Origin of the sequence: Hydrogenophaga aromaticivorans, from assembly GCF_013387465.1 — a bacterium.
Classification (GTDB): Bacteria; Pseudomonadota; Gammaproteobacteria; order Burkholderiales; family Burkholderiaceae_C; genus Hydrogenophaga; species Hydrogenophaga aromaticivorans.
In genome coordinates this window covers 291,715-311,403 of sequence record NZ_VYGV01000006.1, presented here as the reverse complement: position 1 = coordinate 311,403, position 19,689 = coordinate 291,715, and the positions used below count along the sequence as shown (strand labels likewise).

At 65.2% G+C, this 19,689-nt stretch carries 17 protein-coding genes; 11 read left to right on the top strand and 6 right to left on the bottom strand.

Annotated elements, in window-relative coordinates; all coding sequences use genetic code 11:
• Positions 1-25 precede the first annotated feature (25 nt).
• From F3K02_RS05835 to F3K02_RS05795, 9 genes are all read left to right on the top strand, one after another.
• Positions 26-517 carry a hypothetical protein gene (locus F3K02_RS05835; protein WP_177134240.1) on the top strand — a complete coding sequence of 164 codons (492 nt, stop codon included), beginning with the start codon at positions 26-28 and terminating at the stop codon, positions 515-517.
• A gap of 67 nt (positions 518-584) precedes the next feature.
• A complete protein-coding gene (locus F3K02_RS27950) occupies positions 585-737 on the top strand; it encodes a multicopper oxidase domain-containing protein (RefSeq protein WP_425485571.1) in 153 nt (50 codons plus the stop codon).
• Positions 738-873: 136 nt separating this feature from the next.
• Positions 874-1,875: a YVTN family beta-propeller repeat protein gene (locus F3K02_RS05825; RefSeq protein WP_343067008.1), complete on the top strand. Its 1,002-nt coding sequence runs from the start codon at positions 874-876 to the stop codon at positions 1,873-1,875.
• 62 nt (positions 1,876-1,937) lie between these two features.
• A complete protein-coding gene (locus F3K02_RS05820) occupies positions 1,938-4,301 on the top strand; it encodes a heavy metal translocating P-type ATPase (protein WP_425485565.1) in 2,364 nt (787 codons plus the stop codon).
• A gap of 2 nt (positions 4,302-4,303) precedes the next feature.
• The gene (locus F3K02_RS05815) at positions 4,304-4,828 is read left to right on the top strand and encodes a metal-dependent hydrolase (protein WP_218179366.1); all 525 of its coding nucleotides are present in this window, start codon (positions 4,304-4,306) and stop codon (positions 4,826-4,828) included.
• 57 nt (positions 4,829-4,885) lie between these two features.
• Positions 4,886-5,254, top strand: a complete 369-nt coding sequence (locus tag F3K02_RS05810) for a hypothetical protein (protein ID WP_177134234.1) — start codon at positions 4,886-4,888, stop codon at positions 5,252-5,254.
• Between the two features lie 108 nt (positions 5,255-5,362).
• Positions 5,363-6,748 carry a TolC family protein gene (locus F3K02_RS05805; protein WP_177134232.1) on the top strand — a complete coding sequence of 462 codons (1,386 nt, stop codon included), beginning with the start codon at positions 5,363-5,365 and terminating at the stop codon, positions 6,746-6,748.
• 4 nt (positions 6,749-6,752) lie between these two features.
• The gene (locus F3K02_RS05800; protein ID WP_177134230.1) at positions 6,753-8,393 is read left to right on the top strand and encodes an efflux RND transporter periplasmic adaptor subunit; all 1,641 of its coding nucleotides are present in this window, start codon (positions 6,753-6,755) and stop codon (positions 8,391-8,393) included.
• On the top strand, positions 8,390-11,545 hold the full coding sequence (locus tag F3K02_RS05795; protein ID WP_177134228.1) for an efflux RND transporter permease subunit: 3,156 nt from the start codon (positions 8,390-8,392) through the stop codon (positions 11,543-11,545). Before F3K02_RS05800 ends, F3K02_RS05795 begins: the two co-directional genes overlap by 4 nt.
• Positions 11,546-11,559: 14 nt before the next feature.
• Here F3K02_RS05795 and F3K02_RS05790 read toward each other — a convergent pair whose 3' ends face one another.
• Entirely contained in the window at positions 11,560-13,755 is a 2,196-nt protein-coding gene (locus F3K02_RS05790; RefSeq protein ID WP_177134226.1) for a heavy metal translocating P-type ATPase, read from the bottom strand.
• A 137-nt stretch (positions 13,756-13,892) separates the two neighbouring features.
• Here F3K02_RS05790 and F3K02_RS05785 point away from each other — a divergent pair, with 137 nt between their 5' ends.
• A complete protein-coding gene (locus F3K02_RS05785; RefSeq protein WP_177134224.1) occupies positions 13,893-14,084 on the top strand; it encodes a heavy-metal-associated domain-containing protein in 192 nt (63 codons plus the stop codon).
• Between the two features lie 112 nt (positions 14,085-14,196).
• Entirely contained in the window at positions 14,197-14,727 is a 531-nt protein-coding gene (gene cueR, locus F3K02_RS05780; protein ID WP_177134221.1) for a Cu(I)-responsive transcriptional regulator, read from the top strand.
• 625 nt (positions 14,728-15,352) lie between these two features.
• Here cueR and F3K02_RS05775 read toward each other — a convergent pair.
• Genes F3K02_RS05775 through F3K02_RS05755 form a run of 5 tightly spaced genes read right to left on the bottom strand, consistent with a single transcriptional unit; the run spans position 15,353 to position 19,687 of the window.
• The gene (locus F3K02_RS05775; protein ID WP_177134219.1) at positions 15,353-15,991 is read right to left on the bottom strand and encodes an isochorismatase family protein; all 639 of its coding nucleotides are present in this window, start codon (positions 15,989-15,991) and stop codon (positions 15,353-15,355) included.
• The gene (locus F3K02_RS05770) at positions 15,988-16,686 is read right to left on the bottom strand and encodes a GntR family transcriptional regulator (RefSeq protein WP_177134217.1); all 699 of its coding nucleotides are present in this window, start codon (positions 16,684-16,686) and stop codon (positions 15,988-15,990) included. The genes F3K02_RS05775 and F3K02_RS05770 overlap by 4 nt, the downstream gene beginning before the upstream one ends.
• Before the next feature lie 19 nt (positions 16,687-16,705).
• Positions 16,706-17,449: a maleate cis-trans isomerase family protein gene (locus tag F3K02_RS05765; protein ID WP_177134215.1), complete on the bottom strand. Its 744-nt coding sequence runs from the start codon at positions 17,447-17,449 to the stop codon at positions 16,706-16,708.
• Positions 17,450-17,504: 55 nt separating this feature from the next.
• Entirely contained in the window at positions 17,505-18,464 is a 960-nt protein-coding gene (locus tag F3K02_RS05760; RefSeq protein ID WP_177134213.1) for a hydroxymethylglutaryl-CoA lyase, read from the bottom strand.
• Positions 18,461-19,687 carry a CaiB/BaiF CoA transferase family protein gene (locus F3K02_RS05755; protein ID WP_177134211.1) on the bottom strand — a complete coding sequence of 409 codons (1,227 nt, stop codon included), beginning with the start codon at positions 19,685-19,687 and terminating at the stop codon, positions 18,461-18,463. Before F3K02_RS05755 ends, F3K02_RS05760 begins: the two co-directional genes overlap by 4 nt.
• Positions 19,688-19,689 lie beyond the last annotated feature (2 nt).

Sequence of the window (19,689 nt, the reverse complement as noted above, 5' to 3'; positions counted from 1 at the left end):
AGGCCAGTCATGAAAGGCAATTGACATGTCCAAGTGGATCCCCACCCTGCTGATGGTCGTCGTCACGGGTGTGACGTTCTCTGCTTCAGCGCAGCAAGCCGCTGATCACAGCCTGCACCATCCTGCCGCCACGGCGACCACAGCGCCCCCGACCGCCGTTGCACCGCCGGCCGGCATGCCCATGGGCATGGCTTCGATGCCGCAGATGCAACAACACATGCAGCAGCACATGGCCACCATGCAGGCAATGCGCACCAAGATGGCAGCAGCCCAGACGCCGGTCGAACGCCAAGCCCTGATGGCCGAACACACGAAGGCCATGCATGAGGGTATGGACATGATGAACGGCATGAAGGCAATGGGCGGCATGCCCGGCATGGGCGCCCCGGGTGCCGCGCCAGCGGACCCCTCACAGCGTCAACAGATGATGGAAATGCGCATGGACATGATGCAGAACATGATGGACATGATGATGCAGCGCATGCCAGCCGCAGCCACCCCTCCCGCCGGCAAGTGACGGGCGACGGCGGCGTTGAGCGTGCAACGCGGTGCCCGCGAAAACTGGGTGACAGGATCAGGGTGTCATCGACACCGTGCACGTGTGGCCCGGCGAATCGGCGCGGGTTGCCATCGACTTCGCCCACCCGCTCGTGGGCGATCAGGACCACGTTTTTCACTGCCACTCACATGAACACGCCGAAGCGGGAGTGATGCTGCGCTTCACGGTGAAAGCCTGAAACGCCTCTCGGCCCATTGACAACGTCCGGCACCAACGGACGCTCACCCACGACCATGCAACGGCATCGATCCTTCAACCCGGAGACACCTGTGAAACCCCAATTTTCTGCCTGGACACAGGCCCTCGTATCAGCAGTGCTGCTGGCCGGCAGCCTGTCTGTTCACGCCGCCGATCGCAAGATATTCGTGGCCAATGAAGGTGCCGGCACCGTCAGCGTGATCAACGCCGAAACCTTCAAGCTCACTCGGCACGTTGCGGTGGGTGCGGGAGCGCACAACGTCCAGGTGTCACCCGATGGAAAGCTGGCCTGGGTCACCAACAACGGCACCCCTAAATCCGCCGCTGCCGGCATGGCCCATGCGGGCATGTCGACCGCCGAACACGGCGCCATGTCCCAAGCTGGCGAAGTCTGGTCCATCGACACGGAAACCGACGAGGTGGTCGCCCGCGTGGTGGTGGGCAAACACCCGGCCCATGTGGTGGTGTCTGCCGACGGCCGCTGGGCTTACGTCACCAATGGTGGCGACAACACCCTCAGCGTGGTGGATACCAAATCGCTCAAGGTCGTCGACACCATTCCGACCGGAGAATTTCCTCACGGCATCCGGCTGAGTCCGGATGGCAAGCAGGCGTATGTCGCGAACCTGAAGGGCGGAACGGTGTCGGTCATCGACACGGAAAGCCGCAAGGAAATCAGCCAGATCCCCGTGGGCAAGGGCCCCGCTCAGGTGGGCTTCACGTCCGACAGTCGGCTGGCCTTCGTGTCCCTGTCGCAAGAGGCCAGCGTCGCCGTCATCGACCCGGTCAGCCGCAAGGTGATCCACAAAGTGCGGGTCGGCAATGTGCCGATCCAGCTCTATGCGACACCCGACAACCGCTTCCTCTTTGTGGCCAATCAGGGCAGCCGCAAGAGCCCCGGCAATACTGTGAGCGTGATCGATCTCTCCACCTTCAGCACGCAGCGCATCCAAACGGGCATCGGCGCCCACGGCGTGGTGGTGGGAAACGATGGGCGCCATGCCTACGTGACCAATCTCTATGCGAACACGGTGTCGGTCATTGATGTCCGGTCGCGCAAGTCCGTTGCCACCGTCGCCGTGGGCGTCGGACCCAACGGGATCAGCGTGAGTCCTTGAAAAACAAACGGGGTCATGCCATCGGGTCGCCCTGGTGTGCAGCGGCCTGGAAGGAGAACGCCATGGATATGACAGCGCACCGGCACCCGGCCGTGCATTCCCCTGACCACCGGACCGATCCGGCGGCGCTCAAGGACCCCGTGTGCGGCATGGCCGTCACCGAACAATCGCTTCACCAGGCGGAGCACGTAGGCCGGACCTTCTATTTCTGCAGTGCCAAGTGCCAGGGCAAGTTCGCGGCAAACCCGCTGCAATACCTCGCCCCGGCGCCTGCGCAGGAACAAGCCCCGGCGGTGGCTGGCACGGTCTACACCTGCCCCATGCACCCGGAGATCCGGCAGGACCACCCGGGCAACTGCCCCAAGTGCGGCATGACGCTGGAGCCCTTGTTGCCCGAACTGGATGAGCAGGAAAACCCCGAACTCCAGGACTTCCAGCGCAGGTTCTGGTGGACCCTGCCGCTCACCGTGGTCGTCACCGTGCTGGCCATGTTCGGCCACAGCCTGGGCTGGTTCGACATGGCGGTGCAGAGCTGGATCGAACTTGTGCTCACGGTGCCGATCCTGTTGTGGGCGGGCTGGCCCTTCTTTGTGCGTGGAGCGCAGTCGATCATGAACCGCAGCCCCAACATGTGGACCCTCATCAGTCTGGGAACGGGCGCGGCCTTTGTGTACAGCGTGGTGGCCACGGTGACCCCGCAGGTCTTCCCCGATTCGTTTCTTTCCATGGGGCGCGTGGCGGTGTATTTTGAAGCGGCCGCGGTGATCATCTCGCTTACCTTGCTGGGGCAATTGCTGGAACTCAAGGCGCGTTCGCAGACCTCGGCGGCGATCCGCTCGCTGCTGGGCCTGGCGCCCAAGACCGCCCGCCGCATCGGTGCCGACGGCCAGGAAGAAGACGTGCCGCTGGGCCACGTGCACGTGGGTGATCTGCTGCGTGTGCGTCCGGGCGAAAAAGTGCCGGTGGACGGCTCCGTGGTCGAGGGCAGCAGCGCACTCGACGAGTCCATGCTCACCGGCGAGCCGCTACCGGTCACAAAGCGGGTGGGCGACAAGCTCATCGGCGCCACGCTCAACACCAGCGGTGCGCTGGTGATGCGCTCCGAACACGTGGGATCGGCCACCGTGCTGGCGCAGATCGTGCAGATGGTGGCCATGGCGCAGCGCTCGCGAGCGCCCATGCAGCGCATGGCCGACCAGGTGGCGGGCTACTTCGTGGTCGGCGTGGTGGGCGCCGCCTTGCTCACCTTCCTGGGCTGGGGCCTGTTCGGGCCCCAGCCGAGCTGGGTCTACGCGCTGATCAACGCCGTGGCCGTGCTGATCATCGCCTGTCCTTGTGCGCTCGGCCTGGCCACGCCGATGTCGATCATGGTGGCAACGGGGCGTGGCGCCACGCACGGCGTGTTGTTCCGCGACGCCGCCGCGATCGAGAACCTGCGCAAGGTCGACACCCTGATCGTGGACAAGACCGGCACCCTGACCGAAGGGCGGCCGACCTTCGAGCGAGCGATCGGCTTCGGTGGTTTTTCCGAAGACGAGGTGTTGCGCCTGGCGGCCAGCCTCGATCAGGGCAGCGAACATCCGCTGGCTGCCGCCATCGTGGCCGCCGCGAAGCAGCAGGGGCTGGTGCTGGAAAAGCCCGAGCAGTTCGACTCCGAATCCGGCATCGGTGTGCAGGGTGTTGTGGGTTCGCAGCAGCTGGCGCTGGGCAACACCGCGCTGATGCAGCAGCTCGGGGTGGATGTGTCACCGTTGGCCACCGAAGCCGAAGCGCTGCGAGGGCAGGGGGCCAGTGTCATGCACCTGGCAGTGGACCGGACACTGGCTGGTCTGCTGGCGGTGTCGGACCCGGTCAAGGCCACCACGGCCGATGCCCTGGCCTCGCTGCGCCAGGCCAACATCCGCGTGGTGATGGCCACCGGCGACGGCCTGACCACGGCGCGCGCCGTGGGCCAGCGGCTGGGCATCGACGAGGTCCATGGCGAGGTCAAACCCGCCGACAAACTCAAGCTGGTCGAACGCCTCCAGGCCGAGGGCCGCGTGGTGGCGATGGCGGGCGACGGCATCAACGACGCACCAGCACTGGCGCGAGCCGATGTCGGGATCGCCATGGGCACCGGCACCGATGTGGCGATGAACAGCGCCCAACTCACGCTGGTGAAGGGGGACTTGCGCGGTATCGCCACCGCGCGCGACCTCTCGGTGGCCACCGTAGCCAACATGAAGCAGAACCTGGCGTTTGCCTTTGTCTACAACGCGCTGGGTATTCCACTCGCCGCGGGTCTTCTGTATCCGTTCACCGGCTGGCTGCTCTCTCCCATGATCGCCGCGCTGGCCATGAGCCTGAGTTCGGTTTCGGTCATTGGCAATGCCCTGCGCCTGCGGGCGGCCCGAATCCAGCCGGGCGCATCACACCCGAGTCCTTGACCGTGGACATCCTGGCACACGGTCTGTGGGTGGGCGTCGGTGCCGCGTGGATGCATCGGCATCGGCGCCTGGACCGCCGAACCACGGTGTTGGCGTTGGGTCTGGCCGTGGTGCCCGACCTCGCTCAGTTGTTGCCGTTGCTTTATCTCGCGCTGTTCTCGCACGACGGCTGGACAGTCCTGCTGGCCTACGCCAACGCTCTGCCGGGGTATGAGCCTGCGCTGTCTCCGGTCGTCACGGAACTCACCCACCACCTGCATTGTGTGATGCACAGCGCCCTGGTGGCCGGTGTGGTCACTGCCATCAGCTGGATGTGGTTGGGCCGTTTCTGGATTCCCTTGTTGGGCTGGTGGTCGCACATCCTGATCGACGTGTTCACGCACTCCGCTGAGTTCTATCCCTCCCCCGTTTTTTATCCGGTGACCTATTGGGGTTTTGATGGGCTGGCCTGGAACACGCCGTGGTTCATGGTTGCCAACTACCTGTCGATGTCGATCGTTGCAGTGCTTGTCTGGCGCCGTCGCTGAGCCATATCAAACGCAAAAAAGTACGACGCGTTCTCCACACCCACCTAAAATTCCTTCATGCGTTTGCTCATTGCCCTCTTGCTGTGCCTGGCCATCCCGCTCCAGGGCTGGGCTGCGGGCGCGGGCGTGCAAGCGCCTTGCCCCATGGGCGACATGGTGGCGATGCAAGCCGACGCCGCCAGCGGAGAAATGGCCGACCTCGGTGAGATGGACGACATCGTAGACTGCTGCAATGACGCGGCGACCGTGGCGTTGACCGGCAAACTCTGCAAAACCGGCCAGGAGTGCCAGGCGCCCACCGGCTGGCTCACAGCGCCCTTGCAGCCCATCGTTCAGGCCTTGCCGACGAGCGTGCTGCTCGTGACCGCCACGCCCACGCCACCGCGCGGCGCTCCCGCCAGCGTCTGGCGCCCACCCACCCTCTGACTCCGTTGATCCGGACCGCGCGCCGCTGCTGAGGCTGGTGCGCCTTCCGTGATGTGGCTGCCCGCCTGTGTCGTGCGCAGCCCATGTTCATCTTCATGGAGCAGAGATATGTCAACCCTTCCAACGGCCATGAGCCGGCCCGAGAGGCCGGTGGTACGCGCCGTCGCGCCCAACCGCCTTTTCCAAGCCACCGCCCTGCTGATCGCCCTGTGGCTGGGCGTCGCATCGCCCGTCCGGGCATCGAACAACGAGCCGCTCGTTCTTGCTGCGGCTGTTCAAGCCGCACTGGCGCGCTCGCAGGCCCTGAACGCGCAGGATGCGGCCGCCCGCTCGGCCAGAGAGGCTGCCGTGGCAGCGGGTCAGCGACCCGACCCGGTGCTGCGGTTCTCGCTCAACAGCCTGCCCATCGAAGGCGACAACCGCTTCAGCACATCGGCCGAGCCCATGACCAGCAAAGCCGTTTCGCTGATGCAGGCGTTCCCCGCCGAGGGCAAGCGCCAGGCCCGCTCGCAACGCTTCGAGCGCGAAGCAGACGTGGCCCTGGCCACGCGGGCACAGCGCGCGGCCAGCCTGCGGCGCGACACCGCCATCGCCTGGTTTGAAAGGCACGCCCAGGAACAGCGGGTCTCGCTGCTGCGTGCGCAACTGAACGAGAACCGCCTGCAGCTCCAGGCCGCCGAAGCGGCCACCCGCGGCGCTCTGCCCGCTGGCGCCAACAGCCCGTCGGTGGACTGGTTGAATGCGCGCGACGCGGTCACCCAGGCGCAGCAAGCCCTGCTTGGTGCCGAGGCCGGTCTGGTCAACGCGCGCCAGGCGCTGGCCCGCTGGACCGGAACCAACCCCGATCAACCCTTGGGCGATGCGCCCGCGCTGACCCCATTGGCGCTGTCGACCAATGGCTTCGCGCCCCAGCTGCAGCAACACCCGGACCTCGCGCTGGCAAGCGCGCGTCTCGCCAGCGCCGAGGCCGACGCCGAGCTGGCGCGACAGGATCGACAGCCCGACTGGAGCGGCGAGCTGATGTTCAGCCACCGGCGCCCGCGCTTCGACAACATGGTGTCGCTGGCGGTGTCGGTGCCGCTGCAATGGGACCGGCCGCAGCGTCAAGACCGTGTGCTCGCCGCGCGCCTGGCGCGCGTGGACGAACTGCAGGCCGAGCGCGAAGAACGGGCGCGCGAGGCGCTCGCCGAGACCGAGCGCTGGCTGGCCGCCTGGCGGGCCGGTCTGGAACAGCTGGCGCTGATCGACCGCGAGCGCCTGCCCTGGGCGCGCCAGCGCGTGGACCTGGCACAGGCGGCCTACCGCGGCGGCAACGCCCGGCTGGGGGATGTGCTCGCCGCACGACGCATGGCGCTGGCCCTGGAGATGGAGCGCGTCGAGCTGCACCTCTCGACCGCCCGCCTATGGGCCCGGCTGGCGTACCTCCTGCCCGACGCTTCACCCACAGACGCCGCGCCCCTCGCCCCGACTGCAGCCGCAACCCAAAAGGACTGACCCCATGAAAACATCCAACTGGATCGGGCTGACGGCTGTCGCCCTGGCCACCTTGAGCGCCGTGGGTTACGGTGCCTGGACCGTCGGCATGAACGCCGGCATGTCCATGGCCATGCCCCAGGGTGCGCCCACGAGCGCAGATGGGACCACCCCATCCACCCAGGACCCCGGCGCCTGGACCATCACGCAGGGTTTCGAAGCCACCGAGCGCCACATGCGCGACGGATTGAAGGCCGGAGACGTGGACCCGGTGACCGGGCTGAGAATCCTCAACTACCACGACCCCATGGTGCCGGGCAAGAACTTCGACGCACCCGGCAAGTCGCCCTTCATGGACATGCTGCTGGTGCCCCGCTACGCCGGCGGCCAAGCGGCCGATGCCAGCGGCGTCACCGTGAGCGCCCGCACGCAACAAAACCTCGGGCTGCGCACGGTGGAAGTGACCGAAGGCCGGCTGGACAGCTCGGTGTCGGTGGCCGGCAACGTGGCCTGGAACGAACGCGACCAGGTGCTGGTCAGTGCACGATCGCTGGGTTTCGTCGAACGCCTGCACGTGCGCGCCACGCAGGACCGCGTCGCACAGGGTGCGCCGCTGGCCGACATCTACGTGCCCAGCTGGGTGGCGGCGCAGGAAGAGTACCTGGCGGTGGCCCGCATGGCCGAACAGGACCCGCAGTTGGTGCCCCTGCGCGACGCCGCCGCGCAGCGCATGCGCCAGGCGGGCATGAGCCCCGCCCAGATTCAGCGCGTGCTGCGCAGCGGCAGCCTGCAGCCCCGCTTCACGCTCACCGCGCCTCTCGCCGGCGTGGTCACGGAACTGATGGTGAGCGAAGGCGCTACCGTGATGCCGGGCATGGCCTTGCTGCGGCTGCAGGGCACAAACGCCGTGTGGGCTGAAGGCCAGGTGCCCGAGAGCCAGGCCGCCCAGCTCCAGCCGGGCACGCAAGTCAGCGCCACCAGCACGGCCGCCCCAGGCCAGACCTTCACCGGTCGCCTGCAGGCGCTGCTGCCCTCGGTCGACCCGGCCACGCGCACGATCAAGGCGCGGCTCGAACTTGCCAACCCCCAAGGCCGGCTGGTGCCGGGCATGTTTGTGCAGATGCGCTTCGCCAACCCCAGCGCCAGGAACGTGTTGCTGCTGCCCAGTGACGCGGTGATCCACACCGGCCAGCGCAGCGTGGTGATGCTGGCCGAGGGCGAGGGCCGCTTCTCGCCGGTCGAGGTGCGCACCGGGCGCGAAGCGGGCGACCAGACCGAGATCCTGCAAGGTCTGCAAGCCGGGCAAAAGGTGGTGCGTTCGGGCCAGTTCCTGATCGACTCTGAGGCCAGCCTCAACGGCTTGCTGGCGCGGTTGAGCCCGGCGCCAGAGGCTGGTTCCGAAAAACCAGCGGCCAGCCTGCCCACGACCCACCAGACGGATGCCCTGGTCGAAGCGGTGGACGGCAACACGGTGACCTTGCAACACCCGGCCATACCTGCCCTCAAATGGCCGGCCATGAGCATGGATTTCCAGTTGCCCCCGGCCGACCAGCGGCCCAAGAACCTGTCTGCAGGCAGCGCGGTGCGCATCGAATTTGAAACGCGCGACGGCGACGTGCCGCAGATCACGCGCATCGAACCCGCGGCCACCGGAGCGCAACGATGATCGCGCGCCTGATCCACTGGAGCATCGCCAACCGCTTCCTGGTCCTGATGGCCACGGTGATGATCACCGCCTGGGGCGTGGTGTCGATGCTGCGCACGCCGCTGGACGCGCTGCCCGACCTGTCGGACACGCAGGTCATCATCCGCACCAGCTGGCCCGGGCAGGCGCCGCAGCTGGTGGAAAACCAGGTCACCTACCCGCTGACCACCACCATGCTCTCGGTGCCCGGCGCCAAGGCGGTTCGCGGGTTCTCCATGTTTGGCGACAGCTTCGTCTACGTGCTGTTCGACGACGGCGTGGACCTGTACTGGGCGCGCTCGCGGGTGCTCGAATACCTTAACCAGGTGCAGTCCCGCCTGCCGGCCACAGCGAAGTCATCGCTCGGCCCCGACGCCACGGGTGTGGGCTGGATCTACCAGTACGCGCTGATCGACCGCACCGGGCGGCAGGACCTGGCCCAGCTGCGCTCGCTGCAGGACTGGTTCCTGCGCTTCGAGCTCAAGACCGTGCCGGACGTGGCCGAGGTCGCCAGCATCGGCGGCATGGTGCGACAGCACCAGATCGTGCTCGACCCGGACAAACTGGCGGCCAACGGCATCACGCAGCAGATGGTGAGCGAGGCCGTGGACCGCGGCAACCAGGAGGCCGGCGGCTCGGTGCTGGAACTCGGCGAGGCCGAATACGCGGTGCGCGCCAACGGCTACCTGAAAACCCTGGACGACTTCCGGGCGCTGCCATTGAAGACCACCGACGCCGGTGTGTCGGTGCGCCTGGGCGACGTGGCGCGCGTGCAGATCGGGCCCGAGATGCGGCGCGGCATCGGTGAGCTCAACGGCGAGGGCGAAGCGGTCGGTGGGGTGGTGATCATGCGTTCGGGCAAGAACGCCTTGAAGACCATTGGAGCCGTCAAGGCGCGGCTGGCGGAGCTGCAGCGTGGTTTGCCCGAGGGGGTGGAGATCGTGCCCGTGTACGACCGCTCTGGGCTGATTCATCGCGCGGCCAACAATCTGGGGATCAAGCTGCTGGAAGAATTTGGTGTGGTCGCCCTGGTGTGCGCGCTGTTCCTGTTTCACCTGCGCAGCGCCCTGGTGGCCATCGTCTCGCTGCCGCTGGGCATTCTGGCGGCCTTCATCGTGATGCACCAGCAGGGCGTGAACGCCAACATCATGTCGCTCGGCGGCATCGCCATCGCCATCGGTGCCATGGTCGATGCGGCGGTGGTGATGATCGAAAACGCCCACAAGCACCTGGAGCGCTGGGCGCACGAACATCCGGGTGAGACGCTCGAAGGCGAAAGACGCTGGCAAGTGATTGGCAATGCTGCGGCAGAGGTCGGCCCGGCCTTGTTCTTCTCGCTGCTGATCATCACCCTGAGCTTCATTCCGGTGTTCACCCTGCAGGCGCAGGAGGGGCGGCTGTTCGCGCCACTGGCTTACACCAAGACCTACGCCATGGCTGCGGCTGCGGGCCTTGCGGTAACCCTCATCCCTGTGCTGATGGGCTACCTGGTGCGTGGGCGCATTCCCGAAGAAACCGCCAACCCACTGAACCGGGGCCTGATCGCGCTGTACCGACCTGTGCTGGACGCCGTTCTCAAGGGGCCGAAGCGCACGCTGCTGGTGGCCGCCGTGCTGCTGGGTTTGAGCGTCTGGCCGCTGCAGCACATCGGCGCCGAGTTCATGCCGCCGATGGACGAGGGCGACCTGCTCTACATGCCGACCGCGCTGCCCAGCCTGTCGGCCGCCAAGGCCGTCGAACTGCTGCAGCAGACCGACCGCCTGATCAAGACCGTTCCCGAGGTGCACAGCGTGTACGGCAAGGCCGGCCGCGCCGACAGCGCCACCGACCCGGCGCCGCTGGAGATGTTCGAGACCACCATCCAGTTCAAGCCGCGCGAGCAATGGCGCGCGGGCATGACGCCGGGCAAGCTGGTGGACGAGCTGGACCGCACGGTGCGTGTGCCCGGACTGGCCAACATCTGGGTGCCACCGATCCGCAACCGCATCGACATGCTCGCCACCGGTATCAAGAGCCCGGTGGGTGTGAAGGTCGCTGGCGCCGACCTGGCCACCATCAACCGCCTCACGCAGCAGATTGAAACGGTGGTCAAGGGTGTGCCTGGTGTCACCAGCGCGCTGGCCGAGCGCCTGAGCGGCGGGCGCTACATCGACGTCGACATCCGCCGCGACGAAGCGGCGCGCTACGGTCTGAACATCGCCGACGTGCAGGACGTGGTCTCGGGCGCGGTGGGTGGCATGAACATCGGTGAAACCGTGGAGGGGCTGCAGCGTTATCCGATCAACCTGCGTTACCCGCGCGACGCGCGCGACTCGCTCGCCGCCCTGCGTGATCTGCCCATCGTCACCCCGCGTGGCCAGCGGCTCGTGCTCGCCGACGTGGCGCGCCTGCGCATCGCCGACGGCCCGCCCATGCTGCGCAGCGAAAACGCGCGCCTGGCAGGGTTCGTTTATGTGGACATCCGCGACCGCGACCTGCGCGGCGCCGTGCTGGACATGCAAAAGGCCGTCACCGAAAAAGTGGTGCTGCCGGCCGGCTATTCGGTGTCATGGTCGGGCCAGTTCGAGTTTCTGGAGCGCGCCAGCGCGCAGCTCAAGCTGGTGGTGCCGTTCACGCTGCTGGTGATCTTCCTGCTGCTGTACCTGACCTTCCGCCGCCTCGACGAGGCCCTGCTCATCATGGCGACGCTGCCCTTCGCCCTCATCGGTGGCATCTGGCTGCTCTGGGCGCTGGGACACAACCTGTCGGTGGCCAGCGTGGTGGGCTTCATCGCGCTGGCCGGCGTGGCGGCCGAGTTCGGCGTGATCATGCTGCTGTACCTGAAGCAGGCCTGGGCCGCGCGGCTGGAGCAGGGGCTGGACAGCGACACCGACCTGCTCGACGCGATCCGCGAAGGCGCGGTCTTGCGTGTGCGGCCCAAGGCGATGACGGTGGCGGTGATCGTGGCCGGCCTGCTGCCCCTGTTCTGGGGCGAGGGTGCAGGCAGCGAAGTGATGCAACGCATCGCCGCGCCCATGATCGGCGGCATGCTCAGCGCACCGCTGCTGTCCATGCTGGTGGTGCCTGTGGTTTACCGGCTGATGCGCAAGCCCAGGGGGGCGGTGGCCGCGAAGACGGATCGATCCATCCACTGAAGCCCCCTTGGACCTCAGCCTCTCCTGTGCCAAGCCCGCAGCAGCAGTGCATTGCTCACCACGCTCACGCTGCTCAGCGCCATGGCCGCGCCGGCCACCACCGGGTTGAGCAGGCCGGCCGCCGCCAGCGGGATACCGATCACGTTGTAGGCAAAAGCCCAGAACAGGTTCTGGCGGATCTTGCGGTAGGTGCGGCGCGAGATGTCGATGGCGTCGGCCACCAGCGCCGGGTCGCCGCGCATGAGCGTGATGCCGGCGGCGTGCATGGCCACGTCGGTGCCGGTTGACATGGCGATGCCCACGTCGGCCGAGGCCAGTGCCGGTGCGTCGTTGATGCCATCGCCCACCATGGCCACCGAGCGGCCACCGTCTTTCAGGCGGTTCACGATGGCAGCCTTGTCCGCGGGCAGCACCTCGGCCTCAATGTGGTCGATGCCGAGCACACTGCCCACCGCCAGGGCGCTGCCCAGGTTGTCACCGGTGACCATCACCGTGCGAATGCCCAGGGCCTGCAGGCTTCGGATGGCGTTGATGGCGCTGGCCTTGGGCGCATCGCCAAAGGCCAGCATGCCCACCAGAGCAGGTGACTCGGTCACATCGGCGAGCCACGATACCGTGCGCCCGTCGTCCTGGAGCTTGCGTGCTGGCTCGGCCAGGACCGATGTGTCCACGCCCAGTTCCTGCATGTAACGCGGGCTGCCCAGACGCAAGGCACGGCCCTGCACTTCGGCCGACATCCCGCGTCCAGGCACAGCGCTCACTTTGGCGGCCGAGAGCAGGGCCAGGCCAGCCTGTTCGGCGGCGTTCATCACGGCGCGTGCCAGCGGGTGTTCGCTGCCGGCCTGGATGGCGGCACTCCAGGGCAGCAGCTTGTCATCGTGACCGGTCGCTGCCACTGCTGCGACCAGCGTCGGTTTGCCTTCGGTGAGCGTGCCCGTCTTGTCGAACGCGACAGTGTCGATGCGGTGCGCCACCTCCAGCGCTTCCGCGTCCTTGATCAGAATGCCCTGGCGCGCGGCCACACCGGTGCCGGCCATGATGGCGGTGGGCGTTGCCAGGCCCAGGGCACACGGACACGCAATCACCAGCACCGCCACCGCATTCAGGATGGCCTGCTCCCAGTGGCCGGTGGCCAGGCCCCAGCCGAGCAGGGTGAGCGCAGCGATCACCAGCACCACCGGCACGAAGACGGCGCTCACGCGGTCCACGATGCGCTGAATGGGGGCCTTCTTGGCCTGGGCCGACTCGACCATGCGCACGATGCGCGAGAGCGTGGACTCGGCGCCCACGGCGGTGGTTTCAACCAGCAACAGGCCCTCGGCATTGACGGCGCCGCCCGTGACCTTGTCACCCGCGTGCTTGGCCACCGGCAGGCTCTCGCCCGTGATCAGCGATTCGTCCACCTGGCTGGAGCCGATGGTGATGACACCGTCCACCGGGATGCGTTCACCCGGGCGGATCACCACCGTGTCACCGACCTTCACGCGCGCCATCGGCACGTCCAGGTCGCCGGAGGGCGTGCGCACCCGCGCCACCTCGGGCTTGAGGGCGTTGAGCGCCGCGATGGCGGCGGTGGTCTGGCGCTTGGCGCGCGACTCCAGCCATTTGCCCAGCAGCACCAGCGTGACGATCACCGCCGAGGCCTCGAAGTACAGGTGCGGCGTGCCGTGTTCCGCGTGTTTGAACAGCAGGTAGACGCTCAGACCGTAGCCGGCGCTGGTGCCCAGGGCCACCAGCAGATCCATGTTGCCAGCGCCAGCGCGCACCGCCTTCCAACCCGCGCGGTAGAAGCGCGCGCCCAGCCAGAACTGCACCGGCGTGGCCAGTGCGAGCTGCATCCAGCCGTTGACCGTCCATTCGGTGCCAAAAAGCATGGCGAGCATGGGAAGAACCAGGGGCAGCGACAGCGCGGCGGCCAGCGCCACGGGCCACCAGGGCTCGCCCTTGCTTTTGGACGGTACGCCAATACCGTCCTCGGTCGACTCTGTGCCAACGCTGTAGCCGGCCTTCTGCACCGCGGCCACCAGACTGGCCCCTGTGGTGGATGGCGCCGCGTTCACCGTGGCCCGCTCGGTGGCCAGGTTGACGCTGACGGCCTTCACGCCGGCCACGGCCTTCAAGGCCTTTTCAACGCGGCCAACGCAAGAGGCGCAGGTCATGCCTTCGATTGGGAACTGATGCTCGATGAGCGACAAGGTGGCGGTGTTCATGACAGGCTCCAGTGATTGAGGGTGGAGCGGATGTTTGGCCTTGACACGGTGTCAAGCGCAACCGCCGATGCGGCTTGACCTTGCCCCCGTGGCAATGCGCAGAGTGCGGGTTCTCTCAACCCTCTCTGGAGTCATCCATGCACGAATTCCACCTCCCCGACATGACCTGCGGCCACTGCGCCTCCAAGGTCAAAGTGACCCTCAAGCGGGTCGATCCAGCCTGCGAGATCCAGCTCGATCTGCCACGGCAGCTGGTCAGCGTGAGGAGCGGTGAAGATCGCGAGGCCCTGGTCGAAGCGCTCACCGAAGCTGGCTACCCGCCGCGCTGACCCGCGATGGTCAAGACCCTCCAGGTGAGGGTCTTGACCTTCCCACCATGACAAGCTACATCCTTCTGACCATGCACTCACGCTGCCCACGGAGCACACCATGTCCACACTCATGAACATCGGCGAAGCGGCTGCCGCCGCAGGCGTCTCTGCCAAGATGATTCGTCACTATGAGCAGATCGGCCTGCTGCCTGAGGCCGAACGCAGCGAATCGGGTTACCGTCTCTACGGCGATCGCGAAGTCTCGGTGTTGAGATTCGTCCGCCAGTCGCGCCATCTCGGGTTTTCGGTGGCCCAGATCGCCGAGCTCATCGGACTGTGGAGCGATTCACAGCGCACCAGCCGCGAAGTCAAGGCGGTGGCCCAACGCCACCTGGCCGACCTCGAAGAAAAGCGACGCGAAATCGATCAGATGATGGACGGCCTGTCGGTGCTGGTGAACGCCTGCCACGGTGACGACCAGCCGCATTGCGCCATCCTTGAAAAGCTTTCACTGGGCAGCTCGGCCCAACACCAGCCGCAGCACAAACCCCAGCTCAAGAAAACCCTTGCCAAGGCCGAGGCATCCGGCGCTGGCACTTCCAGCCATATCGATCTGATGGCTTGGATTCGCGGCGTTCGCGTTCACCACGGTACTCACTGAGGCTGGCAAGCCCAACAAGGCAGGGACGCGATTTGTTTGACCACGTGCGAATTCTGTCCACCTGAAACCGGCCGTTGATTCTTCGAGTATCGCTTTCCTTTGGACGACCGCTGCTGGAAACAGACCGTGAGGTCACGATGCGCCCACCGCTGACAGCCATCGCTGCAAAGCCGTACATGGAAATTCGAAGGTCGCTTCAGGCTGCTTGCTGCCGCTGACCAGGCTCGCCTGAATGTCAGCCGCCGCGGTCATCTGTCATTCGAGGATGGAGGGGTCGATCGACAGCTGTGCCTCCGTCACCGGCCACTCGACACAGGCCAGCCAGATCGCGCTTTGAGAACGTCTGTTGACGCCCGAGGTGAGCGGCAGTGCTCGACCCAAACGCACCAGTGAAAATTCCCCGGTGCAACGACAGGCCCACTTTCGACGCAGTCGTTCGCCAACCACATCGAAAAGTTAGGGCCCCACGCAAGCAGCCGTTTGCTCCTGGCAATGACCGACCGAGACAAAATCGCGATCGAACGGTTGCATCAGAATATTGCGAACTGGCGACCAAAGCGGTAATCCAACTCACCCCCAAGGGTCAATTTTTCCTCCGTCGGCGCCAACAATCTCGGCAAGCGTCTCAGCAATGCGATGCATCCAACGCCGCCTGCACTTGCGCAAAGGTCATCACATCGGCGTATTTCGCTTGTAAATCAAAAAGACTGGCGTTGTGCGGTGCGGAATGACGATCCCCACAGGCGTCAGCCACTACGATGGGAATGAAGCCATTTTGAATAGTGTCAAGCGCTGAGGCGCGCACGCACCCGCTGGTGCTCATTCCGGCAATCAACACACAATCTACTCCCAAGGTGCGAAGCGTGCTGGCTAGCGAAGTACCGAAAAACGCGCTGGCATATTGCTTAGTCACGACAAGCTCGTCTGGAAGCGGTCGCACCGCGGGTTCAAAATCGCCGAGGGGGTTCCCGGCGCAGAACACCTGTAACGCAGGCACCTTACGGAAAAAATAGCCGCCATCGATACCTTGTGCGTTGTATTCCACACGGGTATGCAATACAGGTATTGCGCGGCTACGTGCCCAAATCAGAAGGGAGCTGGCGCACTCCAGAGCAAGAGGCGCCTCTGCGTACAGTGGGGACTCCCTCACGAAGTAAGCCTGGGCAAAATCGATCATCAACAGCGCTTGGCGAGTTCCCATGCCTAGGCTCGCCCCAAAGGCTCCTTGCGCCGCATAGTTGGCAATCAGATCGTCTCGGTTCATGGCAAGGATCCGGCAGCGGCCGGTACTTCAGGGTGGAGGACGGCGTTCTTTGCCGCGTGAATGTGGCATCGCATGATGGCCACTGCCCAGTCGGGGTCGTGGGCCCGAAATGCGTCGATCAGCTCGCGGTGTTGAGAAAAGCTGCGCTGCATTTGCTGCGGGCTGTAACTGCGGAAGGTGCGGTGCACCACAGGCACTTCGATGGCCTTGGCCAGAACCGACACCATCCGCACTTGGAGGCTGGCAAGGCCTATGAGGTCGTGGAACTCCCTATTCAGACGGCTCACCCGTGTGGTGTTGGCCTCACTGTTGTCGGTTCCCCCGAGCTCGATGGCATCCTGTATCACGCACAACCGATCGATTTGCTCTGCGGTAATGTGCCGCGCCGCGCTGCCGCAGATGTCTGCTTCAAGGCGCGCACGAAGGCGGAATATTTCCAGCAATTCTGTCTCGCTCCAAGAGCGCACTACCGCGCCGCTGTTGGGCCGGAAGACCACGTAGCCTTCGGACGCTAGCTGGCGGATGGCTTCTCGAGCGGGAGTGCGCGAGGCATCAAACTCGTCGGCAAAGCTTTGCTCGGTTAGGCGCTGGCCAGGATGGTATGTGCCATCAATGATCCGCTCCTTGATCACCGCGTAGATGCGGTGCGGGGCTGTCGGCTTGGAATTCGACGAGGCGATGTCGGTTGCTTTCATGGGGCGAGAGATCTTGGTATCAGTACTTTTCAAGCAAGGAACCAAAACCTGCCATCTTGTCCTCAATGCCCGACGTGCGCAATGCATCCCAGTAGATAGCCGTGTTGATCGCCACCACCGGTTTGTCGAGCCAGAGTTCGGCCTGCGCTGCCAAACGCGCCATGGCGAGGTTGGTGCCAACCTGGATGATGCCATCGATGTCGTCGCCATCGATCTCGCGCAGGGCGCGGGCCAGTTCCACTTCGCTGACGTGGGCGATCTTCACGGGACTTTCGCACTTCAGCCCCTTGATGCGTTTGACGTGAAAACCCGCTTCTTCAAAAAAACGCGTTACGTTCTCATCTCCCACAGGCTGGTAGGGCGTGATCACAGCAATGGTTTTGACACCGAGTCGCTCGAATGCGCGGCCGCAGGCCTCTGAACCCATGGATACCGGGAGCTGGGTGCGCTCTTCAAGTTCTGCCTTCAGGCGGATGCTGGCTTGCAATCCGTCCCAGAAGGTTTCGGCCGAAATGCCCAGCACCAGGCGAGTGGGCTCGCAGGACATGACGGCGTCCACAGCCTCGTTTTGCGCCGCCGCGATGAGCTCGATCAGGCGGTTGAAGTCTTCATTCGTATGCAAAGGAATGTTGGGAATGCGGATGCGGCTGATGTGGTTTGTCACGCCCACCGGACGCATCGCGTCGAACTCGGGTTGAACCGAGGTGTTGGTGGACGGAATCAAAACCGCGAATTTTTGGCGCCAGCCCAGTGAATCGGTCATATGCATGTTCCTTCGGGATGCTGTCCCGGTTGTTTCTTGTCACTTGAGAATTGCGTTACTGAGGGACGCACGCTGTGCTTGCCTCTCTCGTGAATGGCGTCGCCAACGTCGGCAGATTCTGCCGAATCCAGCGCAGGCTGCGTCCCCCCACGGGGTAACCAACCAGGGTTTCGGCCACGTCGATGGCTCGCACCAGCCCATCCATGTTGAGCTGCGTATCCAGGCCCACTTGCGCACACAAAAGCGCCAGATCTTCGGTGGCCAAGTTGCCTGCAGCGCCTGGCGCAAACGGGCAGCCGCCCAGCCCGCCAATGCTCGAGTCGAAGCGGCGCACGCCCATTTGCAGGCCCTGCCAAGCATTCGCCAGGGCCATGCCGCGGGTGTCGTGCAGGTGCAGGCCCAGCTTCTGCTCCGGCAGCGACTGGAGTAGGGCCTGCACCACGCGTTGCACGTCAGAAGGAGCCGCCGCGCCAATGGTGTCGGCAATCACGATTTCACCGGCTCCGGCTTCGGCCATGGCCACGCTGAGTGCGTGGACCCGTTCCGTAGGCGTATTGCCTTCGAAGGGACAGGCGAAAGCTACGGCGATGTAGGCGCGCGTGGCAAGGCCTTGAGCCTGGGCGTCTCTCAATGTGTCGCGCGCCGTGGCGATAGCCTCATCCAGCCCCATGCGGATATTGCGCTGGTTCATGGTTTCGGTCGCCGAAAGGACGACGGCAATTTCGCGGCAGCCCGCCCGCACCGCGCGCTCGAGTCCGCGCTGGTTGGGCACCAGAGCCGAAAGTCTGCGGCCCGTCGGCACGGCGACAGCGGGCATCAGCTCGTCGGCATCGGCCATTTGGGGCACGGACTTTGCCGAGACAAAGCTCGTCGCTTCGATGGCAGGCATTCCTGCATCCCAGAGCGCATTGATGAGGGCCAGCTTGCCGGCCACGGGTACCAGGGTTTTCTGACTTTGCAAACCGTCGCGTGGGCCCACGTCGGTGATGTGAACCTGCTCAGAAGCGCTGCTCATGACAGCATCCCGAGGGCACCGCTGCCCGCCAGTTCGCCGATTTTGGTGTCGCTGTAGCCCAGCAGGTCGCGCAACACGGCCTGCGAGTCTTCGCCCACACGCGGCGGCGCGGTGAAGTACTGTGCATTGGTGGAAGAGAATTTCATAGGCACCCCCGTGGTGGGGATCTCATCTCCACCGACCAGACGCACTTTTTTGACCATATCGCGAGCAACCACTTGGGGATCGGCGAGGGCCTGGGCGAAGTTGTTCACCGGGCCGCAGGGAATGCGGTGGCTGCGCAGCATTTCTAGCAAATGAGCCGTGGACTCGCGTTGGAAAGCCACACCAATCGCCGCGTCGATCTTTTCCTTGTCGCGCAGGCGCGCCGGCTGCTTTTCGTACTCCGGATTCTGCAGTTCCGGCAGCGGCAGCATTTCGCGGAAGCGAGCGAAAAATGCGTCGCCGATACAGGCCACCACGACGTGGCCATCCACGGTGGGATAAACGTTGTAGGGCACATGCACGAAGTGGCTGTTGCCTATGCGGTCCGGTACGTCGCCTGACATCAGATACATGGTTGCCATGTAGTTGAGTAGCGAGATCTGCACGTCCAGCATCGAGACGTCCACATGTTGGCCTTCCCCCGTGCGTTCACGGGAGATCACGGCCGCGAGCACGCCCATGGCGCCAAAAATGCCACCACCCAAGTCACCGATCGGAATGCCAGAACGGGTGGGCAGGCCCGCCCCATCGCCTGTGATCGACATGCCGCCTCCCATGGCCTGCACGACCTGGTCAAAGGCTGGACGCTGAGTGTCGGGACCGGTTTCACCAAACCCGGTGACCGTGCACGTGATGATGCGCGGGTTGATGCTCGCGAGCGTTTCGTGGTCGATGCGTAGACGTTTTGTGACGCCTGCGCTGAAGTTGTCGAACACGATGTCAGCATGGCGCACCAGGTCGTAGAAGACCTGCAAGCCTTCTTCACTCTTCAGGTCGAGCGCCACGCTCTCCTTTCCTCGGTTGAGAGTCAAAAAGTACGCGCCCATGCCATCGCGTGAATATGCCGGCGTGTCCGCCAACAGCTGGCGCGTTCCCTCGCCTTTGCCTGGTGGCTCCACCTTGATCGTGCGCGCGCCTAAATCTGACAGAGTCATGGTGCCATAGGGGCCCGACAGCATGTGCGTCAGGTCCAGTACCACGAGCCCGGACAGGGGGGAGTTGTTTTTTTTGATCGTCATCT

Bases quoted from the DNA above. Each gene is read 5' to 3' on its own strand.
- F3K02_RS05790 (WP_177134226.1), bottom strand. From the start codon at position 13,755: ATGAACACCGCCACCTTGTCGCTCATCGAGCATCAGTTCCCAATCGAA.
- F3K02_RS05800 (WP_177134230.1), top strand. From the start codon at position 6,753: ATGAAAACATCCAACTGGATCGGGCTGACGGCTGTCGCCCTGGCCACC.
- F3K02_RS05835 (WP_177134240.1), top strand. From the start codon at position 26: ATGTCCAAGTGGATCCCCACCCTGCTGATGGTCGTCGTCACGGGTGTG.
- cueR (WP_177134221.1), top strand. From the start codon at position 14,197: ATGAACATCGGCGAAGCGGCTGCCGCCGCAGGCGTCTCTGCCAAGATG.
- F3K02_RS05795 (WP_177134228.1), top strand. From the start codon at position 8,390: ATGATCGCGCGCCTGATCCACTGGAGCATCGCCAACCGCTTCCTGGTC.
- F3K02_RS05760 (WP_177134213.1), bottom strand. From the start codon at position 18,464: ATGAGCAGCGCTTCTGAGCAGGTTCACATCACCGACGTGGGCCCACGC.
- F3K02_RS05755 (WP_177134211.1), bottom strand. From the start codon at position 19,687: ATGACGATCAAAAAAAACAACTCCCCCCTGTCCGGGCTCGTGGTACTG.
- F3K02_RS05820 (WP_425485565.1), top strand. From the start codon at position 1,938: ATGGATATGACAGCGCACCGGCACCCGGCCGTGCATTCCCCTGACCAC.
- F3K02_RS05785 (WP_177134224.1), top strand. From the start codon at position 13,893: ATGCACGAATTCCACCTCCCCGACATGACCTGCGGCCACTGCGCCTCC.
- F3K02_RS05810 (WP_177134234.1), top strand. From the start codon at position 4,886: ATGCGTTTGCTCATTGCCCTCTTGCTGTGCCTGGCCATCCCGCTCCAG.
- F3K02_RS05775 (WP_177134219.1), bottom strand. From the start codon at position 15,991: ATGAACCGAGACGATCTGATTGCCAACTATGCGGCGCAAGGAGCCTTT.
- F3K02_RS05765 (WP_177134215.1), bottom strand. From the start codon at position 17,449: ATGACCGATTCACTGGGCTGGCGCCAAAAATTCGCGGTTTTGATTCCG.
- F3K02_RS05805 (WP_177134232.1), top strand. From the start codon at position 5,363: ATGTCAACCCTTCCAACGGCCATGAGCCGGCCCGAGAGGCCGGTGGTA.
- F3K02_RS05770 (WP_177134217.1), bottom strand. From the start codon at position 16,686: ATGAAAGCAACCGACATCGCCTCGTCGAATTCCAAGCCGACAGCCCCG.